Source organism: Mesorhizobium sp. M1078 (assembly GCF_040318615.1).
Lineage (GTDB): Bacteria > Pseudomonadota > Alphaproteobacteria > Rhizobiales > Rhizobiaceae > Mesorhizobium.
This window is the reverse complement of record NZ_JAMYMP010000020.1, coordinates 23,608-45,145: the sequence shown is the minus strand read 5'-3', so window position 1 is coordinate 45,145 and position 21,538 is coordinate 23,608. Positions and strand designations below refer to the sequence as shown.

At 63.7% G+C, this 21,538-nt stretch carries 18 protein-coding genes, 1 tRNA gene and 1 pseudogene; 15 read left to right on the top strand and 5 right to left on the bottom strand.

Annotation, left to right across the window (positions count from 1 at the left end):
* Positions 1–17: 17 nt before the first annotated feature.
* Positions 18–941, top strand: a complete 924-nt coding sequence (locus NKH38_RS22930) for a DMT family transporter (RefSeq protein WP_023692641.1) — start codon at positions 18–20, stop codon at positions 939–941.
* Position 942: 1 nt separating this feature from the next.
* On the opposite strand, the gene NKH38_RS22925 is transcribed toward NKH38_RS22930, so the two are convergent.
* A complete protein-coding gene (locus NKH38_RS22925) occupies positions 943–1,845 on the bottom strand; it encodes a phosphotransferase family protein (RefSeq protein WP_023692640.1) in 903 nt (300 codons plus the stop codon).
* Between the two features lie 106 nt (positions 1,846–1,951).
* Between NKH38_RS22925 and NKH38_RS22920 the strand changes: the two genes are divergently transcribed.
* A complete protein-coding gene (locus NKH38_RS22920; RefSeq protein ID WP_023692639.1) occupies positions 1,952–2,584 on the top strand; it encodes a class I SAM-dependent DNA methyltransferase in 633 nt (210 codons plus the stop codon).
* A gap of 12 nt (positions 2,585–2,596) precedes the next feature.
* Here the strand turns inward: NKH38_RS22920 and NKH38_RS22915 are convergent, their stop codons facing one another.
* Both NKH38_RS22915 and NKH38_RS22910 read right to left on the bottom strand, forming a co-directional pair.
* Positions 2,597–5,050: a GcvT family protein gene (locus NKH38_RS22915; protein WP_352763631.1), complete on the bottom strand. Its 2,454-nt coding sequence runs from the start codon at positions 5,048–5,050 to the stop codon at positions 2,597–2,599.
* Complete coding sequence (locus NKH38_RS22910) at positions 5,047–5,931, bottom strand: phosphotransferase (RefSeq protein ID WP_352763628.1); 885 nt, start codon at positions 5,929–5,931, stop codon at positions 5,047–5,049. The genes NKH38_RS22915 and NKH38_RS22910 overlap by 4 nt, the downstream gene beginning before the upstream one ends.
* A 420-nt stretch (positions 5,932–6,351) precedes the next feature.
* Here NKH38_RS22910 and NKH38_RS22905 point away from each other — a divergent pair, with 420 nt between their 5' ends.
* The 10 genes from NKH38_RS22905 to NKH38_RS22860 all read left to right on the top strand — a co-directional run bounded on the left by NKH38_RS22905 (position 6,352) and on the right by NKH38_RS22860 (position 16,088).
* The gene (locus tag NKH38_RS22905) at positions 6,352–7,116 is read left to right on the top strand and encodes a DeoR/GlpR family DNA-binding transcription regulator (RefSeq protein WP_023685103.1); all 765 of its coding nucleotides are present in this window, start codon (positions 6,352–6,354) and stop codon (positions 7,114–7,116) included.
* Between the two features lie 157 nt (positions 7,117–7,273).
* Positions 7,274–7,459, top strand: coding sequence for a hypothetical protein (locus tag NKH38_RS22900; protein ID WP_352763624.1), 186 nt, complete (start codon positions 7,274–7,276; stop codon positions 7,457–7,459).
* 55 nt (positions 7,460–7,514) lie between these two features.
* Positions 7,515–8,126, top strand: a complete 612-nt coding sequence (locus NKH38_RS22895; RefSeq protein WP_023692634.1) for a DedA family protein — start codon at positions 7,515–7,517, stop codon at positions 8,124–8,126.
* Positions 8,127–8,206: 80 nt separating this feature from the next.
* Complete coding sequence (locus NKH38_RS22890) at positions 8,207–9,118, top strand: LysR family transcriptional regulator (RefSeq protein ID WP_023673412.1); 912 nt, start codon at positions 8,207–8,209, stop codon at positions 9,116–9,118.
* A gap of 211 nt (positions 9,119–9,329) precedes the next feature.
* Entirely contained in the window at positions 9,330–10,484 is a 1,155-nt protein-coding gene (locus tag NKH38_RS22885; protein WP_023692632.1) for an ABC transporter substrate-binding protein, read from the top strand.
* A 210-nt stretch (positions 10,485–10,694) separates the two neighbouring features.
* The gene (locus tag NKH38_RS22880; protein ID WP_023692631.1) at positions 10,695–11,693 is read left to right on the top strand and encodes an ABC transporter ATP-binding protein; all 999 of its coding nucleotides are present in this window, start codon (positions 10,695–10,697) and stop codon (positions 11,691–11,693) included.
* Between the two features lie 220 nt (positions 11,694–11,913).
* The gene (locus NKH38_RS22875; RefSeq protein ID WP_023692630.1) at positions 11,914–12,879 is read left to right on the top strand and encodes an ABC transporter permease; all 966 of its coding nucleotides are present in this window, start codon (positions 11,914–11,916) and stop codon (positions 12,877–12,879) included.
* Complete coding sequence (locus NKH38_RS22870) at positions 12,869–13,684, top strand: ABC transporter permease (protein ID WP_023673416.1); 816 nt, start codon at positions 12,869–12,871, stop codon at positions 13,682–13,684. Before NKH38_RS22875 ends, NKH38_RS22870 begins: the two co-directional genes overlap by 11 nt.
* A 105-nt stretch (positions 13,685–13,789) precedes the next feature.
* Complete coding sequence (locus tag NKH38_RS22865; protein ID WP_352763616.1) at positions 13,790–15,217, top strand: gamma-aminobutyraldehyde dehydrogenase; 1,428 nt, start codon at positions 13,790–13,792, stop codon at positions 15,215–15,217.
* Positions 15,218–15,371: 154 nt separating this feature from the next.
* Positions 15,372–16,088, top strand: coding sequence for a hypothetical protein (locus NKH38_RS22860; protein WP_352763613.1), 717 nt, complete (start codon positions 15,372–15,374; stop codon positions 16,086–16,088).
* Here NKH38_RS22860 and NKH38_RS22855 read toward each other — a convergent pair.
* A pseudogene (locus tag NKH38_RS22855) lies at positions 16,016–16,462 on the bottom strand (SAM-dependent methyltransferase); the annotation flags it as partial. The gene NKH38_RS22860 and the pseudogene NKH38_RS22855 sit on opposite strands and share 73 nt — an antisense overlap.
* A gap of 105 nt (positions 16,463–16,567) precedes the next feature.
* Between NKH38_RS22855 and NKH38_RS22850 the strand changes: the two are divergent.
* Both NKH38_RS22850 and NKH38_RS22845 read left to right on the top strand, forming a co-directional pair.
* Positions 16,568–17,578: a ligase-associated DNA damage response exonuclease gene (locus NKH38_RS22850; protein ID WP_023731394.1), complete on the top strand. Its 1,011-nt coding sequence runs from the start codon at positions 16,568–16,570 to the stop codon at positions 17,576–17,578.
* Positions 17,579–17,817: 239 nt separating this feature from the next.
* Positions 17,818–19,416, top strand: coding sequence for a cisplatin damage response ATP-dependent DNA ligase (locus NKH38_RS22845; RefSeq protein ID WP_023731392.1), 1,599 nt, complete (start codon positions 17,818–17,820; stop codon positions 19,414–19,416).
* Positions 19,417–19,423: 7 nt separating this feature from the next.
* Here NKH38_RS22845 and NKH38_RS22840 read toward each other — a convergent pair whose 3' ends face one another.
* Positions 19,424–20,647, bottom strand: a complete 1,224-nt coding sequence (locus NKH38_RS22840; protein WP_023731391.1) for a hypothetical protein — start codon at positions 20,645–20,647, stop codon at positions 19,424–19,426.
* A 353-nt stretch (positions 20,648–21,000) separates the two neighbouring features.
* Between NKH38_RS22840 and NKH38_RS22835 the strand changes: the two genes are divergently transcribed.
* Positions 21,001–21,076: transfer RNA gene (locus NKH38_RS22835), tRNA-Thr, on the top strand.
* Positions 21,077–21,538 lie beyond the last annotated feature (462 nt).

Sequence of the window (21,538 nt, the reverse complement as noted above, 5' to 3'; positions counted from 1 at the left end):
TGCAGCTAGGGAGCCGCATGGCCCAGTCGCTCGTCCGCACCTTCACTATCAGGAACGCGCTTCTGGCCGGCATCCTCTTGATGCTGGCCGGCGACTTCATGTTCGCGCTGAACGACGCGATGGGCAAATGGCTGGTCGCCAGCTTCTCTGTCGGCCAGGTGGTGCTGATCCGATCCATCGGCGCCTTCATCGTGCTCGGCCCGATGATCGCCAACCAGGGCGCCCGCAGACTGTTCCGGATGGAGCGGCCGGTCCTCCAGATTCTGCGCGTGCTGGCGACCACGGCGGACACGGCGCTGTTCTATGCCGCCGTCGTCTATCTTCCGCTTGCCGACGTGATGAGCTTCTACATGGCCGGGCCGATCTATGTAGCGGCGCTGTCGCATTTCCTGCTCGGCGAAAAGGTCGGCTGGCGCCGCTGGGCCGCCATCATGGTCGGCTTCTGCGGCGTGCTGATCATCTTGAAGCCGTCTTCGGCGGCGTTCTCGCAGTCCTCGCTGTTCGCACTGGTCGGCAGCATTGCCTTCGCCTTCGCCATCATCCTCAGCCGCCGCCTGCGCGGCACCAGCGACACAACGCTGGTCACCTGGCAGACTATCGGCACGCTGCTCGTCGGCGGCGTGATGACCATAGGCGCCTGGCAGACGCCCTCGGCACTCGATTTCGGCGCCATGCTCCTGCTCGGCATCGTCTCCTGCAGCGCGCATCTGATGATTACCAGGGCGCTGAAACTGGCCCCTGCCTCGACGCTGGCGCCGCTGCACTACAGCCTGCTTCTATGGGCGGTGATCTTCGGCCTGGCCTTCTTCGGCGACCTGCCGGGACCGCGCATCCTGATCGGCTCGGCCATCGTCGTGCTCGCCGGCCTGTTCATCTTCCACCGCCAGAAGGTGGTCGAAACAGTCGTGCCGCCGGAGAACGTGCCGAAAGGCGTGAATTGACCTAACCTTGGCGCACCGCCGCCAGATGCCGTAAAAACTCAGGCGTTTCCATCAGCGCCTTGCAACGGGCGAAGCGGCCGTCGGCATAGGCGCGGAAGTCCTCGACCGGGTTGTTGTTGGCAAGCTGGATCAGCCCCCACAGCGTCCACAACAGGTCGCACATCGCCTTGTAGATAACGACGCGGCCGCGCTCGGCCGGTTTCGCCTCGCCGCCGAAATAGGCGCGCATCATCTCTTCCTCTTGCGCGGTGTGGAACCGGCCTTCGACCGAGAGGTCGCCGAGGTCCCAGAGCGGATCGTTCATCCCCGAATATTCCCAGTCGACGATCCACATCCGCTCGCCCGTATCGAGAAAATTCTCGCACAGCGGATCGCAATGGCAGGCCGCAAGCGGCAGTCTATGCGCGGCAAGGGCGGCACGCACGGTGTCGGATTCGCGCACCACGTCGTGGTAGCCCGGCGGCAAGGCGACGTCCTTGGTCGATAAGACCTTGAGATAGTCGTCGATCATCGCAAACAGCTCGAAGCGGAACGGAAACACCGCACCGGACGCGTGCAGCCTGCGGAAGGCTTCGCCGGCGCGGGCCGGGCTGCCGGCGCGCAGCTTGAACTTTTCCGGCGACATCGTCACGGCGCCGGCAACGAAGCGGCTCGCCAGCACGCCTGTCGCGGGGTCGACATGCAGCACCTCGGGACTGACGCCCGCTTTGGCCGCCTCACGCGCCGCCACCGCCTCATTAGCGCGGTTGATATACTCCTCGGTGCCTTTGCCGGGGATACGCAGGCAGATATCGCCGGCCCGAAAGACGAGATTGGTCATCCCGCCCAGCCGCTCCAGCGGTCCGTCGTAGCCCGCTAATGCCGGAATTGCCGCAAGTGTTGCGCGTGCCTCGTCGGTCCCCATGCCTGTTGCCCCTGGCGTGTTATTTCTTGCGACAACGGTTCCACAGTTTTCGCCGTTTGGCTATCATCCGATCGAGGGTGAGCAGCGAGCTGGCGGAGAAACAGCCATGGCGGGCAACAAGGATCATGGCGGGCTTGGCGCCGCCTATGCGGCGCAACGGCCCGAGGACGTCGCCGCGATCTATGACAGTTGGTCGGAAACCTACGATGCCGACATGTCGGCCGCCGGCTACCGCCATCCGACGATCTGCCTGGCCCTGCTCGCACGGCATCTGCCGCGCGGCGCCGCACCGCTTCTCGACGCCGGCGCCGGCACCGGGCTGATCGGCGAGTGGCTGGCCATCACCGGCTATCCACAGGTCGAAGCGCTCGATATTTCGCAAGGCATGCTGTCTAAAGCGGCGGCAAAGGGCGTCTATTCGGCGCTGCATTGCCTGGCGCTCGGCGGGCCACTGCCCTTTGCCGACAATGCCTATGCCGGCATCGTCTCGGCCGGCGTTTTCACCTCCGGCCATGTCGGCGCCGAGGGGCTGGACGAACTGATCCGCGTCTGCCGTCCCGGTGGCGTCATCGTGCTGACCATCAAGAACACGCTGTGGAACGCCGGCTTTGCCGATCGCATCGCTGCGCTCGAGGCTGAGGTCAGGGTCGTTCGTGCCGAGGAGACTGCGCCTTATGTTTCGATGCCGGGCGAGGCTGACACCGTGCCCAGCCGCGGCCTTGTACTCCGTGTGAGCTAATCCAGGTTTCGTCTACGCCTTGATCCTGCTCATCGAAGAATCGTACATCGGTTCGAGATGAATGTTGGCCGGCGTCCGTTCCATCGCGACCACCAGCTCATAGTCCCCTGAGCTGAGAAAATCGTCGCTGACGCCATCGGCGTTGCGGACATAGCCATAGCCGATGTTCTTAGCCAGCGTGTAGCCATAACCGCCGCTGGTGAGATAGCCGACCGGTTCGCCATTGCGCAAAATCGTCTCGCGCCCGACCAGCACGATATCGGGATCGTCGACCGTGAAGCCGGCAAAGCGTTTCTTCAGGTCGGCGCCGCTGATCTTTTCGAGCGCCCGCCGGCCGACGAAATCGGTGTTCTTCCTCAGCTTCACCGCCCAGCCGAGGCCGGCCTCCTGAGGCGTGTCGTTGGGGGTGATGTCGGAGCCCCAGGCGCGGTAGCCTTTCTCCAGCCGAAGTGATTCCAGCGCCCGGTAGCCGATCGGCCGGATGCCGTGCGGCTTGCCTGCCGCCATCAGCGTGTCGAAAATCTCGCCGGTGGCGGCGATCGGCACATGCAATTCCCAACCAAGCTCGCCGACATAGGTGACGCGCAGCGCCCGAACCGTATGGCCGGCAGTCGTGATCTCGCCGATATGGCCGAACGGGAAGGCGGCGTTCGAGACATCGGCATCGGTCACGGCAGCCAGAACGTCGCGGGCCCGCGGCCCCATCAGTGACAGCGTGCCGAAATCCTCGGTGACATCTTTCAGCGTCACGTCGAGACCCTTGCCGACATGGTCGCCGATCCAGGAGAGATCATGCGTGCGGAAGCCGGTGCCGGTCACGACGTAGAATTTGTCTTCGGCGAGCCTGGCCACCGTCAAATCGGCCTCGATGCCGCCGCGCGTGTTGAGAAGCTGCGTGTAGGTCAGCCGTCCCACCGGCTTGGCGACATCGTTGGCGCAGATCCAGTCCAGCGCCTTAGCCGCATCCGAACCCGTCATTTCGTATTTGGCGAAGGACGACTGGTCGAAGATGCCGACTTTCTCGCGCACATGGCGATGCTCCTCGCCGACCGGGCCAAACCAGTTCTGCCGGCCCATGGAATAAATGTCTTCGGATGTGGCGCCCCGCGGCGCGAACCAGTTCGGCCGTTCCCAGCCGAGCTTGGAGCCGAACACCGCGCGGTGCGCTTTCAGCCGCTCGTAGAGCGGCGAGACGATGCGCGGCCGGCCCGAGACGTACTCCTCATGCGGAAAGCCGATCGTGTAATGCTTGCCATAGGCTTCCAGCGTGCGATCGCTGACCCATTGCCGGTCGCGGTGCAAATTGGAAAAGCGCCTGATGTCGACCACCCAAAGGTCGAGCGGCGCTTCACCATCGACAACCCATTGCGCCAGCACCCAGCCGGCGCCGCCGCCGGAAGCGATGCCGAAGGCGTTGAAGCCGGCGCCGACGAACATGTTGGCGCATTCGGGCGCGACACCGAGGATGAAATTGCCGTCCGGCGTAAAACTCTCCGGCCCGTTGATCATCTGCTTGACGCCGACCGTCTCCAGCGCCGGCACGCGCGCGATCGCCTGGCTCATATGCTGTTCGAAATGATCGTAGTCGTCGTCGAACAGGCGGAACTCCCAGTCATCGGGGACATCGCCGCCGGGCAGGCCGGTCGCCCAGGCCTGCGGGTTCGGCTCATAGCCGCCCATCACCAGCCCGCCGACCTCTTCCTTGAAATAGGTGCGGCGGTCGGGATCGCGGATTGTCGGCGCGTCGGTCGCCAGCCCGTCGATCTTCTCGGTGATGATGTACTGGTGCTTGACCGGTTGCAGCGGCACGCAAATGCCGGCCATCGCGCCGACCTGGCGTGACCATTGCCCGGCGCAGTTCACCACCTTGTCGCAAGCAATGTCGCCCTTGTTGGTCTTCACCGCGGTGATGTGCCCGTCCGTCATGTCAAAGCCGGTAACGCGGACGTCCTCGAACAGCTTGGCGCCATGCATGCGCGCGCCCTTGGCCAGCGACTGCGTGATGTCGGAGGGGCTGGCCTGCCCATCGGTCGGCAGCCAGGAGGCGCCGACGAGGTCGCCGGTCTCCAGCAGCGGCCACATCTTTTTGACCTCCCCCGGCGACAGCAACTGCATGTCCATGCCGAAGCTCCTGGCCGTCGTCGCCAGCCGTTTATATTCGGTCCAGCGGTCGGCATTGGTCGCAAGCCTGAGGCACCCGGTCATCTTCCAGCCGGTAGCGAGCCCGGTTTCGGCTTCCAGCCCCTTGTAGAGCTCGACCGAATATTTGAGCACGCGGGTGATCGAGGCGGACGAGCGCAGCTGGCCGACCAGCCCGGCCGCGTGCCAGGTCGAACCCGAGGTCAGCTTCCCCTGTTCCAGCAGCACGACATCGGCCTTGTGGTCGCGTGCCAGGTGATAGGCCGTCGAACAGCCGATAATGCCGCCGCCGATGACGACGATGCCGGCATGTGTAGGCAATGTCATGACTGTGTCCCGTACTTCGTGCGGTAATTGTCCAGCGCCCCGTCGAGCCGCGTCAGGTTCTCCGCGGTGTAGGCGACGTAGTCGATGCCGGGCGCGTCGAGGTAAAGTTCGGAAACCATGCTCCACATCGCCTCGCGCAGCAGCGAGGCGCATTGCATGGCCGCGTGCGAGCGGCGGATCGCCTCATCCGGCTCGCGCATGAAATACGCCGTGAGGAAAGTGAAGGACTCCGCGTCGCTCATCTCGGCGTTGGAGGCAACGCCGGCAAGATCGAACATCGCGGTGTTGAAACCGGCATATTCGAAATCGATGAGCCACAACCTGTCGCCATCGTCGAGGATATTTGCCGGCAAAAGATCATTGTGGCCGAACACGATCGGCAGCAGCTTCTGCGCCCGCTCCAGTTCGTCGGCCAGCGCCAGCAGCCTGGGCAGCTCGTCCCGCTTGCGGCTGCCGCCTTCGCTCAGCGTTCGCGCATAGTCGCGGATGACATGGAAGACCCAGAACATGAAGCCGGCGCCGGAGATGTGATTGGGCATCTCGCGATGGAACCCGCGCATAAGGGCTGCGACGCGGCCGATATTGGCGCGCACATCCTCGGCGACAAAGGTTTTCGCGCCGAGGAATTCCGTGACCATAATGCCGGGTTCGGAATGGCGGACCGCCGGCGCGAAGCCTGCGGCGTGCGCCGCGCGGGCCGTCATCACCTCGCGGTCGCGAAAGACGTGGTGAAATGGATAGTCCTGGCCGAAGCGCACGACATGCCGCCCGGCTGCGTCCTTGACCAGATAATTGGCGTTGCTGAGGCCGCCCGGCAGCGGCGCAATGTCGATGTTGCCGTTCCAGCAGGGCAAGGCCCGGATGCGGTCTTCAGCAGTCACGGGACCATCCCTGACTTTTGCGGAGCTTTCTTGGGCGCCATGCGCCGCGCAACGAGCGTTGGGAAACGCAAAAAATCTCGTCGGTGCGGGACGCAGGAACTCCTATCCCGCGCCGCACCGACGAGCCCCTCTGGCCAGGTTTTGATACCCGGTCTCCGCCCCCGCGGATTTGAGAAACTTTTGTGCCAGTTCAAACCCAGACGGTCTGGCCAGACGGTCCGGTCCGTGAATTGCGGCTCTGCCATCACCCTCCCGTGGCAGTTCCGAAGCTGTCACGCCGTCAATGTCACGCCAGTGCTACCTAACTGTCAATGAAATGTTGTGACTTTTTTTGGGTGTTTTGCCCGAAACCACGAGCAATTCCTTTAAAAACGGCGGCATTGCCCTAAAACCGGGCAGGCCGCAAATTGAGGAAGCCAGATGATCCATTCGAAACGGCATGGCGAAATCCTCCGCCTCCTCAAGGAAGAGGGCACCGTCACCATTGCCAGCCTCGCCGACCGGCTGGGGGTTTCGCTTGAAACGGTGCGCCGGGATGTCAAGCCACTGACCGGCAATGGCTCGGTGCTCAAGATGCATGGCGCCATCGGCCTGCCGTCGATGGCCGGCGAAGCGCCCTTCGAGCGGCGCATGCGCGACAATGCCGAGGCCAAGCGGCTGATCGCCCGCATGGTCGCTGCCACCATTCGCGACGGTGAATCGGTCATGCTGGACACCGGCACCACGACCTCGTTCCTGGCCCGCGAACTGCTCGGCCACCGGCGGCTGACGGTCGTCACCAACTCGTCCGATATAGCCCGCACGCTGGCCACCGTCAACGGCAACAAGGTCTATATGGCCGGGGGCGAATTGCGCAGCGATTCCGGGGCCGCCTTCGGCGCCTCGGCGATCGATTTCGTCAGCCGCTTCTCGGTCAGCCATGCGGTGATTTCGATCGGCGCCGTCGATGCCGCCGCAGGCCTTGCCGACTACGATCTGGAAGAGGCGGAGTTCGCCCGCATGGTGCTGTCGCGCGGCCAGCGCTCGCTGGTCATCACCGACCACACCAAGTTCGGTCGCCAGGGTCTGGTCCAGGTCTGCGGCTTCGACGGTTTTTCCGAACTCGCCACCGACCAGCCGCCGCCGCGCGACATTGCCTCGGCACTTGCCGAGGCTGGAGCGCGCCTCAGCATCGCTGCGGCCTAGCCAAACACCAGCGACTGGCGCGCCGCGATCCCGGCCCATGCCGCCACCCGATACCACGAAGGCGATGTTGTGCATCATGCGCGCCGCGTCGCCGGCCGCATAAGATGTCGTTCTGGTGAAAAATTGTTTTTCAATCATCCCGCTCTTCGCAATGTCCATGCAACTTGGCAGCCGCAAACAGCGCCTCGTCGAAATGCGGGCCGGGCGAATCGCCCGCATCAGCAATGAGGCCACCATGCTGCAAACGACGCCTTGTCTTTCCTGGACGCTTGCGCGCTCCGACCTGGAAGCGGACCCGGCTTGGCCGGACATTCCGCAACTTTCCGCCGGCGACGGTGTATGACGGTGCATAAGGTGTCCAGGATCAAGAACCTCAAAACCTATGACTGGCGCTTCGCATGACTGATCCACTGTCGGCGATCCTGGGCTTCGGCCTGCTTGGTGTCGGCTGTCTCGCCTTCACTGAAAAGATCCTGCCGCTGCCGCCCTCGCATGTGCTGCTGCTGTTCCTCGGCATGACGGCAGCCTCCGATCTCCTGGCGCTGGCGATCCTGCTTCTGGTGACGACGCTGTCCGCCATCACAGGCTGCCTTGTCTGGTATAGTGTGGGCCGTAGGATTGGATTGGATCGTGCCGACAGGCTGGTCGAGCGTTTCGGCAAATATGTCTGCTTGCGCTATGCGACCTACAGCAAGCTTGGTCAGGCCTACCGCCGCCATCATGTCCGGGTCTCCTTGCTGGCGCAGTTCATCCCGACGGTTCGCAACTATCTGCCGATCGCGGCCGGCGCGCTCCGTCTTCCACTCTTGCCCTTCGCGGCGGCGACGCTGCTCGGCGCCACGCTATGGAACACCGGCTTCCTCGTCACCGGCTACCTTATGCGCGGCAGCGGCCGGGATTCCTATGCCATCGGCTTTCGCATCATCGTCATCGTCCTGGCGCTGGAGACGGCGTTCATGCTCGCGCTTCGCTACGGTCCTGCCTGCCGGCGGCGCCTCGGGTTCGGCTGACCAGGAGGCGCCTCAAGCCGTATGGGTATAAGCTCCGCCTTCGGCTTTCCTTCCCCGGCGCGCCGGTGTTTAGTCCGGCCATGGCTTTCACCATCCGCCAGCTGCAGTTCTTCATTGCCGTCGCCGAGCAAGGCACGGTGTCGGGCGCCGCACAAAACCTCTCCATCTCGCAATCCTCGGTCACCGAGGCGATCAAGGAGCTGGAGAGCGATCTCGGCGTCGAATTGTTCGAGCGCCATCCGCGTGGCCTCAACATTACCCACAAAGGCCACCAGTTCCTGCGCCATGCGACCAAGATCCTGGCCGACGTCTCCGACGCGCGCCGCGCTTTTTCCGACGACCAGGTGGTGGCCGGCGGGCGGCTGCAGCTCGGCGTCACCTCGCTGGTCGCGGGCTATGTGCTGTCCGATCTGCTGGCGCGCTACCGCCGCGCCTATCCCGGCGTCGATGTCTCGGCCATCGAGGACAATGGCGACTATCTCGAACATCTGCTGATCGGCGGCAAGCTCGACATTGCCGTCATGGTCACCTCCAATTTGCGCGACCGCACCGCTCTGCAGTCGGAAATCCTCGAGGTCTCGGCCTACCGGCTGTGGGTCCCGCTCGGCCACAAGCTGGCCAGCGCCGACATTATCGGCATAGGCGACATTGCCGGCGAGCCGCTGATCATGCTGACCGTCGACGAGATCGAGGAGAACACCGGCAAGCTTCTGGCGGCGATCGGCGCCAGGCCGCATGTCGCCTTTCGCACCCGCTCGGTCGAAGCCGTTCGCAGCCTCGTCGCCACAGGTGCGGGCGTGGCGTTGCTGCCCGACCTAGTCTACCGGCCGTGGTCGCTGGAAGGCGACCGCATCGAATCGCGCGACATTTCGGGTTCCCTGCCGGTCGTCCAGGTCGGCATGGTCTGGCGCCGCGGCTCCGGTCTGCCGCAGGCGTCGCGCGACTTCATCGGCCTTGCCCAGTCGCAGCGTATGGTACGCCAGCAGCGTTGATAGGGTGCGTGGTTATCTATCGGAAAAACCGATATCGCGTTTCTGATAAATGAATTTGCGAAACCGGAATTTTCCGAGCACTTTTCATGTCAGGGACGAAAGCCGCCATCAGAGCGGCAACGTGCCATCGGATGAACTGACGCTTTTCAGCCTGCGGCTGACCGCGGCGGCGACTCGCTTCGCAGTCAGGCGCCAAAATGGGAGATTGACGATGAATTCATTCCTGAAGACGTGCACCGCCTTGACGGTCGCGCTGACCTTTTCCGGTCAGGCCGTCGCCCAGGTCAAGGAACTTGGCAAGGGCGAAGGGGAGGTCAGCATCGTTGCCTGGCCGGGGTACATCGAGCGCGGCGAAACCGACAAGGGCTATGACTGGGTGACCTCCTTCGAGAAGGAGAGCGGCTGCAAGGTCAACGTCAAGACCGCGAACACCTCCGACGAGATGGTCTCGCTGATGAATGAGGGTGGGTTCGATCTAGTCACCGCTTCGGGTGACGCATCGCTGCGCCTCGTTGCCGGCAAGCGCGTGCAGCCGATCAACACCGATCTCATCCCGAGCTGGAAGGCGGTAGACGACCGTCTGAAGGATGCGCCCTGGTTCACCGTCGACAAGGTGCATTACGGCGTTCCCTATCAGTGGGGCCCGAACATCCTGATGTACAACACCGATGTCTTCAAGGAAGCGCCCAAGAGCTGGAACGTCGTCTTCGAGGAAATGAACCTGCCGGACGGCAAGTCCAACAAGGGCCGCGTCCAGGCCTATGACGGCCCGATCCACATCGCCGACGCCGCCAACTATTTGATGTTCCACAAGCCGGAACTCGGCATTAAGGACCCGTACGAATTGAACGAAGACCAGTACAAGGCAGCGCTCGAGCTGCTGCGTGTTCAGCGGACGCTGGTCGGCCGCTACTGGCATGACGCCGCCATCCAGGTCGACGATTTCCAGAACGAAGGCGTCGTCGCTTCCGGTTCGTGGCCTTACCAGGTCAACACGCTGGTTGCCGCCAAGAAGCCGGTCGCCTCGACCGTGCCGGAAGAAGGCGTCACCGGCTGGGCCGACACCACCATGATGGAGGCCGACGCCGCGCATCCCAACTGCGCCTATATGTGGCTTGAGCATTCGCTGTCGCCCAAGGTCCAGGGCGATGTCTCGGCCTGGTTCGGCTCGCTCCCCGTGGTGCCCGCTGCCTGCAAGGGCAACGAGCTGCTCGGCGAGGAAGGCTGCAAGACCAACGGCTACGAGAACTTCGACAAGATCAAGTTCTGGAAGACCCCGGTCTCCAAGTGCGCAACCCAGAACGACCAGTGCGTGCCTTACTACCGCTGGGTGTCCGACTATATCGGCGTCATCGGCGGGCGTTGAGCTCCCTTTAACCCACCCCCTTGTGGGGAGGGTCGACGCGCAGCGTCGGGGTGGGGGCAGCGCTGACGTCCGGTGCTAGTCACCCCCACCCGCGGCTTCGCCGCGACCTCCCCATCGAGGGGGAGGTGAAGTGCCGTGCCCGCTGGCCTGATTGGTGGCGGCAAGAGCTATTTCGACGAACCACAAACCGGCAACAGATCAGGACAGCCCATGACCTCGGCCGTTTCCTTCCAGAAAGTCTCTCGCCATTTCGGCAGCGTGCGCGCCGTCGATGCGGTCGATCTCGACATCGTGCCGGGCGAGTTCTTCGCCATGCTTGGTCCGTCGGGGTCCGGCAAGACTACCTGCCTGCGCCTCATCGCCGGCTTCGAGCAGCCGACATCGGGCTCGATCTCGATCTTCGGCGACCGCGCCGAGGGCGTGCCGCCCTATCGCCGCAACGTCAACACGGTGTTCCAGGACTACGCGCTGTTCCCGCATTTGAACGTGCTGGACAATGTCGCCTACGGGCTGATGGTCAAGGGCATCGCCAAGCCGCAGCGGCAGAAGGCGGCGGAAGAGGCATTGTCACTGGTGCGGCTTCCCGGCTATGGCGCCCGCCGTCCCGGCCAGCTCTCCGGCGGCCAACGCCAGCGCGTCGCGCTGGCCCGTGCGCTGGTCAACCAGCCCAAGGTGCTTTTGCTCGACGAGCCGCTCGGCGCGCTCGACCTCAAGCTGCGCGAGAACATGCAGGAAGAGCTGAAGTCGCTGCAGAAGGCGCTCGGCATCACCTTCGTCTTCGTCACCCATGATCAGGGCGAAGCGCTGTCGATGGCCGACCGCGTTGCCGTCTTCAATGACGGCAAGATCATGCAGATCGGCACGCCGGAAGACATCTACCAGCGGCCCAGGACACGCTTCGTCGCCGATTTCGTCGGCTCCTCCAATGTGTTGCCGCCGGATTTCGTCCAGCGTTATTCCGGCCAGGACCGCTGGGGCAGCTTGCGCCCCGAATCGATCCGCATCGGCAGCATTGCGAAAGGCGAAGGGGTTGCCGCGCGCCTGGTCGGAACCAACTATCTCGGCGCCACGACCAGGCTGGCGCTCGACGCCGACGGCTTGAGGCTGCACGCCATCGTGCCGGCCGGGACAAAGCTGCCGGCGGAAGGCGAAGCGGTGGTGCTGACGTTCAACCGCGAGCATTTGCATTTGATGGACGAGCCGGCATGATTGAGGTTTGCGCCAAGCACCCCCCTCTGTCCTGCCGGACATCTCCCCCTCAAGCGGGGAGATTGGCTGTTCCTCCCGGTTTCGCCAATCTTCAACGTTGGGGATTTGGCGAGGCAGCGAAACTGCTGATCTCCCCCCTTGAGGGGGAGATGTCCGGCAGGACAGAGGGGGGTGTGAAGGAACCCGGCTTCTCAGGGTTCCTTCAGCACGCGGTCTCCCCATGACCATCGCCGCGCTCAACTCAACCTCCGCCCCCGCCATCCTGCCCGGCAGCGGCGGCGTGCGCGGTGCGCTGTCCGACCTGTTCTGGCGCAAGCCGCAACTGCTGCTGTTCCTCATGTTGGCGCCGCCGGTGCTGTGGCTCGGCGTCGTCTATATCGGTTCGCTGTTCGCGCTCTTGGCACAGAGTTTCTTCTCGATCGACGAATTTTCCGGCCTCATCAACCATGAGTTCACGCTGAAGACCTATGGCGACCTGTTCCAGCCCGCCAATCTCGACATCATCCTGCGCACGGTGACGATGGCGGTGCTGGTCACGCTGGCCTCCGCCGCCATCGCCTTCCCGATCGCCTATTATGCGGCGCGCTATGCCCGGGGCCGCTGGAAGGCGCTGTTTTATCTCGGAATCATGCTGCCGCTGTGGTCGAGTTATCTGGTGAAAATCTACGCCTGGAAGTTGATCCTCGCCAAGGAAGGCATTCTGACCTGGCTGCTGGCCAAATTGCATCTGCTCTGGGTGCTCGACGGCTGGCTGTCGCTGCCGGTCGTCGGCGGCAACTCGCTGTCGGTCTCCGCCACCGGCACCTTCATCGCCTTCGTCTATGTCTGGCTGCCGTTCATGATCCTGCCGGTGCAGGCGGCATTGGAGCGCGTGCCCGGCAATCTGGTCGAGGCGTCCTCCGATCTCGGCGCATCGCCGGGCCAGACCTTCCGCAACGTGCTGTTCCCGCTGGCGCTGCCCGGCATCGTCGCCGGCTCGATCTTCACCTTCTCGCTGACGCTGGGCGACTACATCATCCCGCAGATCATCGGCACGTCGCGGCTGTTTATCGGCCAGGCCGTCTATTCGCAGCAGGGCACCGCCGGCAACATCCCGCTCGCCGCCGCCTTCACCGTCGTGCCCATCGTCATCATGGGTTTCTATCTCTGGGGCGCCAAGCGCATGGGGGCCTTCGATGCGCTCTGACGGTTCGCAATCCGCCCCGCTCGGCCTCAAGATCGCAGCCGCTTGCGGCCTGCTCTTCCTGCACCTGCCGATCCTGCTGATCTTCGTCTATGCCTTCACCACGGAAGAGAAGAGCTTCGTCTGGCCGCCGCCGGGGCTGACCACACAATGGTTCGCCGTCACCTGGAACCGGCCGGATGTCTGGCAGGCGCTGTCGCTTTCGGTCCGCGTCGCCGCAATCTCGACCGCGATTGCCTTGATACTGGGCACGCTGTGCGCCGCCGCCGTGTCACGGACGAAATTCTTCGGCCGCGAGACGATCTCGCTGCTCGTCATCCTGCCGATCGCGCTGCCCGGCATCATCACCGGCATCGCGTTGCGCTCGGCCTTCTCGCTAGCCGACATCCCGTTCTCGTTCTGGACGATCGTGCTCGGCCACGCCACCTTCTGCGTTGTCGTCGTCTACAACAATGCGGTCGCCCGTTTCCGCCGCACTTCCGGCTCAATGATCGAGGCCTCGATGGATCTCGGCGCCGACGGCTTCCAGACCTTCCGGCACGTCGTGCTGCCCAACATCGCCACCGCTCTGCTTGCCGGGGGGATGCTCGCCTTCGCGCTGTCCTTCGACGAGGTCATCGTCACCACCTTCACCGCCGGCCAGCAGCAGACCGTGCCGATCTGGATGCTGGAAGAGCTGATCCGCCCACGCCAGCGTCCGGTCACCAATGTCGTCGCCATGGTCGTGGTGCTGGTGACGCTGCTGCCCATCCTTGCCGCCTATTACCTGACCCGCGACGGCGACCAGATCGCCGGTTCGGGCAAATGAAGAACAGCGAATAGGGAGTAGCGAATAGCGAATAGGGGAGATTGCACGACCAGCCCTATTCGCTACTCGCTATTCGCTACTCGCTCCTGACCGAGGAGAACCTGCATGGACACCCAAATGCTGATCGGCTCGAGCTTCGAGAACGGCACCGAGACCGAGGAGCCGATTCTGAATCCAAAGACCGGGGCGACCATTCTCAACCTGCCTGAAGCCAGCCAGGCGCAGATCGAGGCGGCTGTTACTGCCGCCGAGCGAGCGTTCGTCTTGTGGTCACGCACAACGCCGGCGCAGCGCTCCGGCTATCTCCTCAAGATCGCCGACCGCATCGAGGCCAACGCGCGGGGGTTCGCGGCGCTCGAGGCGCTGAATTGCGGCAAGCCGATCAACGCCGTGCTCAATGACGAAATCCCGGCGATCGTCGACTGCTATCGCTTCTTTGCCGGCGCGGTACGTTCGATGCCGGGCGTGGTCGCCGGCGAATATCTGCCCGGCCACACCTCGATGGTGCGGCGCGACCCGATCGGCATCGTCGCTTCCATCGCGCCGTGGAACTATCCACTGATGATGATGGCCTGGAAGCTGGCGCCGGCCATTGCCGGCGGCAACACCGTCGTCTTCAAGCCGTCGGAGCAGACGCCGCTGACGGCGCTGAAGCTGGCCAGGATCCTGGCCGAGGTGCTGCCCGAGGGCGTCGTCAATGTCGTGCTCGGCCGCGGCGACAGCGTCGGCAACACGCTGATCAATCACGCCAAGGTCAACATGATTTCGATCACCGGCGACGTCGCCACGGGCAAGAAGGTGCTGCAGGCCGCCGCCAAGTCGGTCAAGCGCACGCATCTGGAACTCGGCGGCAAGGCGCCGGTCATCGTTTTCGACGATGCCGACCTCGGCGCCGTGGTCAACGGCCTGCGCGCTTTCGGCTACTACAATGCCGGGCAGGATTGTACAGCCGCCTGCCGCATCTATGCCGGCAAGAAGATCTACGACAAGCTCGTCGCCGATCTCTCATCTGCCGTCTCGACCATCAAATACAACCAGCCCGACGACACCGAAAACGAGATCGGGCCGCTGATCTCGCGCCGCCAGCGCGATCGAGTCTCGAGCTTCGTCGAGCGCGCTTCGGAACTGAAGCACATCGAGATCACCACCGGCGGCAAGCCGGGCGCAGGCTCCGGCTTCTACTACCAGCCGACGGTGGTTGCCGGCGCGCTGCAGGAAGACGAGATCGTGCGCCGCGAAGTGTTCGGCCCGGTCGTTTCCATCACCCGCTTCTCCGAAGTCGATGAAGCTGTGAACTGGGCCAATGACAGCGACTACGGCCTGGCATCCTCGGTGTGGACCAAGAACGTCTCGCGCGCCATGGCGACGGCCGCCCGTCTGCAATATGGCTGCACCTGGATCAACACCCATTTCATGCTGACCAACGAGATGCCGCATGGCGGGCTGAAGCAGTCCGGCTACGGCAAGGACATGTCTCTCTATGCGCTGGAGGATTATACCGCCGTTCGTCATGTGATGGTGGCGCATGGGTAGAGGCCGCCACTATTCTCTAAAATATTCGCCACCGCGTTTTCTGTATATTAAGCGTGAGTTACCTTTGCGGTACGGCGGGAGTTCACGATTTACTGAATATTCAACCTGAACGAGCAGCCTCTTGCCGGGAAACCGCGCGGCGAGGGGTTTGCGCATGAACACGACCAAGATCAAGCTGGTACTCATTGGCGGCTTCTGTCTGCTGATCGCTGTGTTCGGCGGCAAGGACATGATCAAGAAGAGGGGCTGGCCCGAGGCGCCTGCTGAAATCCTCGCGGTCAATGTCGAATGCGACATGGAATCGACCGCCCACAAGATTGTCTACAAGACCGTCAGCACCGCCACGATCCCGTGCGAACTGGTGGATGCGTTCAAGACGGTTCATGCTGACAAAGAGTGGAAGGTGACCCAGAAATTCACCGGCACCTTGCGCGTCGGCACCGGCGCCGACGCCGTCGAGGCCACGATGGAGCTGAACAAGAACGGTGCCCGCGAACCGCAGGTCGGCGACAAGCTCACCGTCGTCCAGAACCCCGCCAACCCCACCCAGATCGAACGCACCGGCATGACCGGCACGCGTTTGACGATCGTCATTGGGGCTGGACTGCTCGGCGCGTTGCTTCTCTATCTTGCTTTCAAACCCCGCCGGCGGATGTCGAGCTCCGCCGTGGCGGGCAACCCTGCCGGAGATGCCGGCGCGGACCAGCGCGCGCGCCAGGCCGACGCCTTGATAGCGGCGGCCCTGGCCAAGCAGGCCACATTGCCCAATCAGCCAGCACGTGTCGCGGCTGCCGGATTGTCGAGCGCCAGCGAAAAGCGGCCCGGTCTTGCCGCGCGAATGGCGCGATCGAGAAACTCCGGCAGCCGGTAGCCGAGCTTGTCGACCAGCGAGTCCTCGAAAGTCTCGGCATAGTGGTCGAACAGCGTCTCGACGAATGCGCTGGGTGGCGCTGCGGCAGCCGGCGCCTTGCCGATCAGCTGCAGCTTCAGCGCAGCACCCAGGCGATCCGCCGGGTCCAGTTTCAGCACCGTCGCCCAGGCCTGCGTCGCCAGGTCGAGCAGCCCCGTTGCCTCCTGCATCTCGCCCAGGCGGAACCAGCCCGCCGCCCATTGCGGCGCCAGTTCCAGCGCGCCGAGCAGCAGCTCCGCCGCTGCCGCGTGCTCGCCCGAGCCGAAAAGCATCTCGGCATAGTCGGCGCGACGGTCGGCGGTCAGGTCGCCGGACGAGATTTTCAGCGGTTGCATGGCGATGGCCCCGCCGGCTGATGCGGCCGGTGGCTGGCTGTAGGCCGAGTCAGCAGTCTCTTGCAACAGGCTTCCCGCGCTGGAATTAGCCACTATCTTCAGTGGATGCGCGCCAGCGACCTGCTCCATCCCCGGCCTGAAGGCCTTTATTGCCCATGCGGCGATTTCTTCATCGACCCGGTGCGGCCAGTCAACCGGGCGTTGATCACGCATGGCCATTCCGACCATGCCCGATCCGGCCATCGTTCGGTGCTGGCGACGCAGCAGACGCTCGACATTATGGGGTTGCGTTATGGCGAGGATTTTGCCGGGACAACGCAAGCGGCCGTGCTTGGCGAAGCGATGGCGCTGAACGATGTCAGCGTCACCTTCCATCCGGCCGGCCATGTGCTGGGCTCGGCGCAGATCGCGGTCGAGCACAAGGGCAGGCGCATCGTCGCCTCCGGCGACTACAAGCGCCAGAAGGACGCGACCTGCGCACCGTTCGAACCGGTCCAATGCGACGTCTTCATCACCGAGGCGACCTTCGGCCTGCCGGTGTTTCACCATCCGCCCGACACGGAGGAGATCGCCCGGCTGCTCAAATCGGCGGCGCAGTTTCCCGAGCGATCGCATCTGGTCGGCGCCTATGCGCTGGGCAAGGCACAGCGGGTGATGCGGCTGCTGCGCGATGCCGGTTATGACAGGCCGATCTATATCCACGGCGCGCTGGCCAAGCTCAGCGAATATTACCAGAGCCAGGGCATCGACCTCGGCACGCTGGAGCCGGCAACCGTCGACAGCGGCGGCAAGCAGGATTTCACTGGGGCCATCGTTGTCGGCCCTCCATCGGCCTTCGCCGACCGCTGGGCGCGGCGCTTTCCCGACCCGATCTCATGCTTCGCCTCGGGCTGGATGCGCATCCGCCAGCGCGCCAAGCAAGGCGGCGTCGAACTGCCGCTGATCATTTCCGACCATGCCGACTGGGATGAACTGACCGCTACCGTCAAGGAGACGGGCGCCGGCGAAATCTGGGTGACGCACGGCCGCGAGGAAGCGCTGGTGCGCTGGTGCGAGCTGGAAGGCATCGCCGCCAGGCCACTGCACCTTGTGGGCTATGAGGACGAGGGCGATTGAATGGTGATTTTTGATCCAGAAATCGCCGGCGCGGCGATCCTTCCCACCCCCCTCTGGCCTGCCGGACATCTCCCCGTCAAGGGGGCATATTGGCAGCTCCAATGCCGGCTCATCTCCGCCAATATCGGAGATTGGCCAAGGCCGGCGCGACATCCGATCTTCCTCCTTGAGGGGGAGATGGCCGGCAGGCCAGAGGGGGGTGCCTCGCGCCGGTTTTCACCATTGGCGTGGGGCGACGCATGAACCGTTTCGCCGAACTCCTCGACCGCTTGGTGCTGACGCCGTCGCGCAATGGCAAGCTGACGCTGCTCGTCGACTATTTCCGCAGCGTCGAGGACCCCGACCGCGGGCTGGCGCTGGCGGCGATCACCGGCGACCTCAACATTGCGGCGGTCAAGCCGGCGATGCTGCGCACGCTGGTCACCGAGCGCATGGATCCGGTGCTGTTCGGCTATTCCTACGACTATGTCGGCGACCTCGCTGAAACCGTGTCGCTGGTCTGGCCGCAAACGCCGGGACATATCCCCAACCGGGAGCCGACGCTTGGCGACGTCGTGACAAAGCTGCAGGCGGCGAGCCGCTCGGACGGACCCAAGGTGCTGGCCGGGCTGCTCGACAGCGCCGGCATTTCGGCGCGCTTTGCCATCATCAAGCTGGTCACCGGCGGCTTGCGCATCGGAGTTTCGGCGCGGCTGGCCAAACAGGCGCTGGCCGATTTCGGCAAGGTCGATGTCGCCGAGATCGAGGAGCTGTGGCACGGGCTGACACCGCCCTATATCTCGCTGTTCGCCTGGCTGGAAGGCAAGGCCGAGAAGCCGAAGCGGACCGCACTTGCCCTGTTCAGTCCGGTGATGCTGTCGAACCCGGTCGGCGACGGCGACCTCGAAAAGCTCGATCCGGCCGACTATGCCGCCGAATGGAAATGGGACGGCATCCGCGTTCAGGCGGTGTGCGAGGGCGGCGTGCGCCGGCTCTATTCGCGCACCGGCGACGATGTGTCCGGCGCATTCCCCGATCTCGCCCAGGCAATGGATTTTTCCGCCGCGCTCGATGGTGAATTGCTGGTCGGCGAGCCGGTGGCGACCGGCACCTTTTCGGACCTGCAACAGCGGCTCAATCGCAAGAGCGTGGCCCCGAAGATACAGCAGCAATACCCGGCGTTCATGCGCTGCTACGATGCGCTGCAGATCAACGGCGAAGATTTGCGCGCGCTACCTTTCCGCGAGCGGCGGGCCCGTCTTGAGGCCTTCATCACAACGCTGGACCCGCACCGTTTCGATCTGTCGCCATTCGTCGAATTCCGGGATTGGCAAACGCTGGAGGAACTGCGCCGCGCGCCGCCGCACCCGATTATCGAAGGCGTGATGCTGAAGCGCTGGGATTCGCCCTATCTCGCGGGACGGCCGAAAGGGCCGTGGTTCAAGTGGAAGCGCGATCCGCACACGGTCGATGCTGTGCTGATGTATGCGCAGCGCGGCCATGGCAAGCGGTCGAGCTTTTATTCCGACTATACGTTCGGCGTCTGGTCGGGGCCGGAAGGCGCGGAGGAATTGGTGCCGGTCGGCAAGGCCTATTTCGGCTTCACCGACGAGGAGTTGAAGCAGATCGACAAATTTGTCCGCGACAATACGGTCGAGCGTTTCGGCCCGGTGCGCTCGGTGCGCGCCGACCGCAGCCAAGGCCTGGTGCTGGAGGTGGCGTTCGAAGGTCTCAACCGTTCGACCCGCCACAAATCCGGCGTTGCGATGCGATTTCCCCGCATCTCACGGCTGCGCTGGGACAAGCCGACCGCCGAAGCCGACCGCATCGAGACGCTGCAGGCGCTGCTTGATCGCTAGGCGGCGCTTACGGTTCGATCGAGACGCGGATCTCGTAGATGTCGACCGCCTTGCCCTGCTTGTCGAAGTCGGAGTTGATGGCGATGCTGCCGGCCGCGCCCGGGGGCTTGTCGGGGAATTTCACGTCGAACAGATATTCGTTACGCTGCTGGCCGACCGCATAGCGCTTGCGGCCGCAGTCGCCGAGATCGCCGAAATTGCAGTCGACGGAGATCTGCGTGTCCTTGCCGTCCTCGGCGCGGGCGACGATGTCGAACACGGCATGTTTGCCGGCAAGCTTCTCCAGCACGCCCTGCCCGACATCGAAGCTGATGGCCGAGCCGGAAGCACCGGAGCGGATGCGCAGGAAGGAGCCGGTGTCGTCCTGCACGACATCGGCCTTGGCGTCGGACGGGGTCGCCACATCCGTTGGATCGGTGGGTGTAAACACGTTGATCCAGTCGCGCGTCTGTTCGGCGACACCAGGCTGCTGCGGCGCGCCAGGCTGCTGCGGCTCAGTTGTATCGGCAGGCGGCGTGAAGTCGTCATCGTCGACGGTCGGCGGCGCTTCGGGCGGCGCCGTGTCGAGCTGCGCCGGCGTCTTGAAGACCCCGGTCTGCACGGCGAAATAGAGGCCGATGCCGGCGGCGGCGAGCAACGTCACGCCAAAGAAGATCGCCGTCAGCGGCAGGCGGCGGCCCCTTATCCGCCTTTCATCGCGATCAGGCGCCACTTCCGCCGCGGCCTCGGCCGGCGCGGAATCGGCCATATCGATCGCCGGGGCGCCGGGCAGCGTGGCGTCAGGCATGATGTCGGGGACGACCGGCAGCACGCGCGAACGCGGCGCGTCGGATGCCTCGGGCTGAACCGGTTCATCAACGACGATCGCCGGCGACGGTCCGGCCGCGACACCTGTCGGGGCATCGACCGCGGGCGCTTCGGCGGCGCCCTGTACGGCGTCTTGCGCCTGCGCAACGCGTTGCGTCAGCGCGGTATCTTGTGTCTGCGCAGCGCTCTGCGTCGGCGCGGCGACATCGGGGACCGCGGGCAGGAATTCGGATTCGATCTCGGCGATCTTTTCCTGCACCGCCTTGCGGCGCTTGATGGCGGCTTCCACCGTCACGCCGGGATTGGCCTGGAGCACGCGGTCGAGCGCCGCGAAAGCCGACCGATAGACCCTCTCGCGAAATGCCCGGTCCTCGGCGTTGCCTTTCTCGAAGGCGTTGCGGATCGCTTTTTCGATCGCGTCCAAGCGAATTTCCCCTGTCCGTTCGCTTACATTGCCATGATCGTTAGCCGCAGGCGACCAATCAATCAACGGGCGAGCGCCCGCATTCTGCCTTACAGGCCTGTTCAAGGCCCATTTCGATGCGTTTTGGCAATAAAATCAGTCCGTTTTTGCCGCCTTGCCGGGCAGTTTGTGCGCAGTCCGCCGCGACGTCTCCGCGTAGCCGAAAAAGCAAATGAGGCGGTGGCTCATTGCGCGCCAATGGAAAATGCCGGGACGAATTGCCGGATGCCGGCTCGAAATCGCGGTTGCCCATCTTGAATTAGCGGCCGGTTGAGTCTATCACCCTGCCGATCCTGGAACCTCGCGCTTCCCGGGCCGCTTTAGCTCAGTTGGTAGAGCACATCATTCGTAATGATGGGGTCAGGTGTTCGAGTCACCTAAGCGGCACCAGTTCTCCATCCGACGCAAGCGTGACGGCAGGTGCAAGGCTAATGCACGTCACTCCCTACGCCAACACCGGCACTTCCTGTCTGCCTCGTCGACATGCGCCATATGGCCGCCGCCACAGGATTGCGTCGTCAGACGCTTGACCATCGACTATGCTGCATTGCGCAAGATCGACAGCCTAGAGAACCCGACAATACAAGCATAATTTATAAGATACAAAACCGCTACCTTAGAATAATCTTCGTCAATTTTGACCTATATCAGACACTCCGGATTATAGTTGTGTAATTAAACCGTGTCTTTTCTGACATGGTACTACTGTTCATACAGCATTGCGGACGTGAAAAACCCTCAGCGACGCAACGCACTCGCAAATCATACCCATTTTTAGCACTAACTCACACAAATATTACAGCTCGATAGATATTTTGTGTTGCACTGCACCATTGCCCGGTTGCACCATTT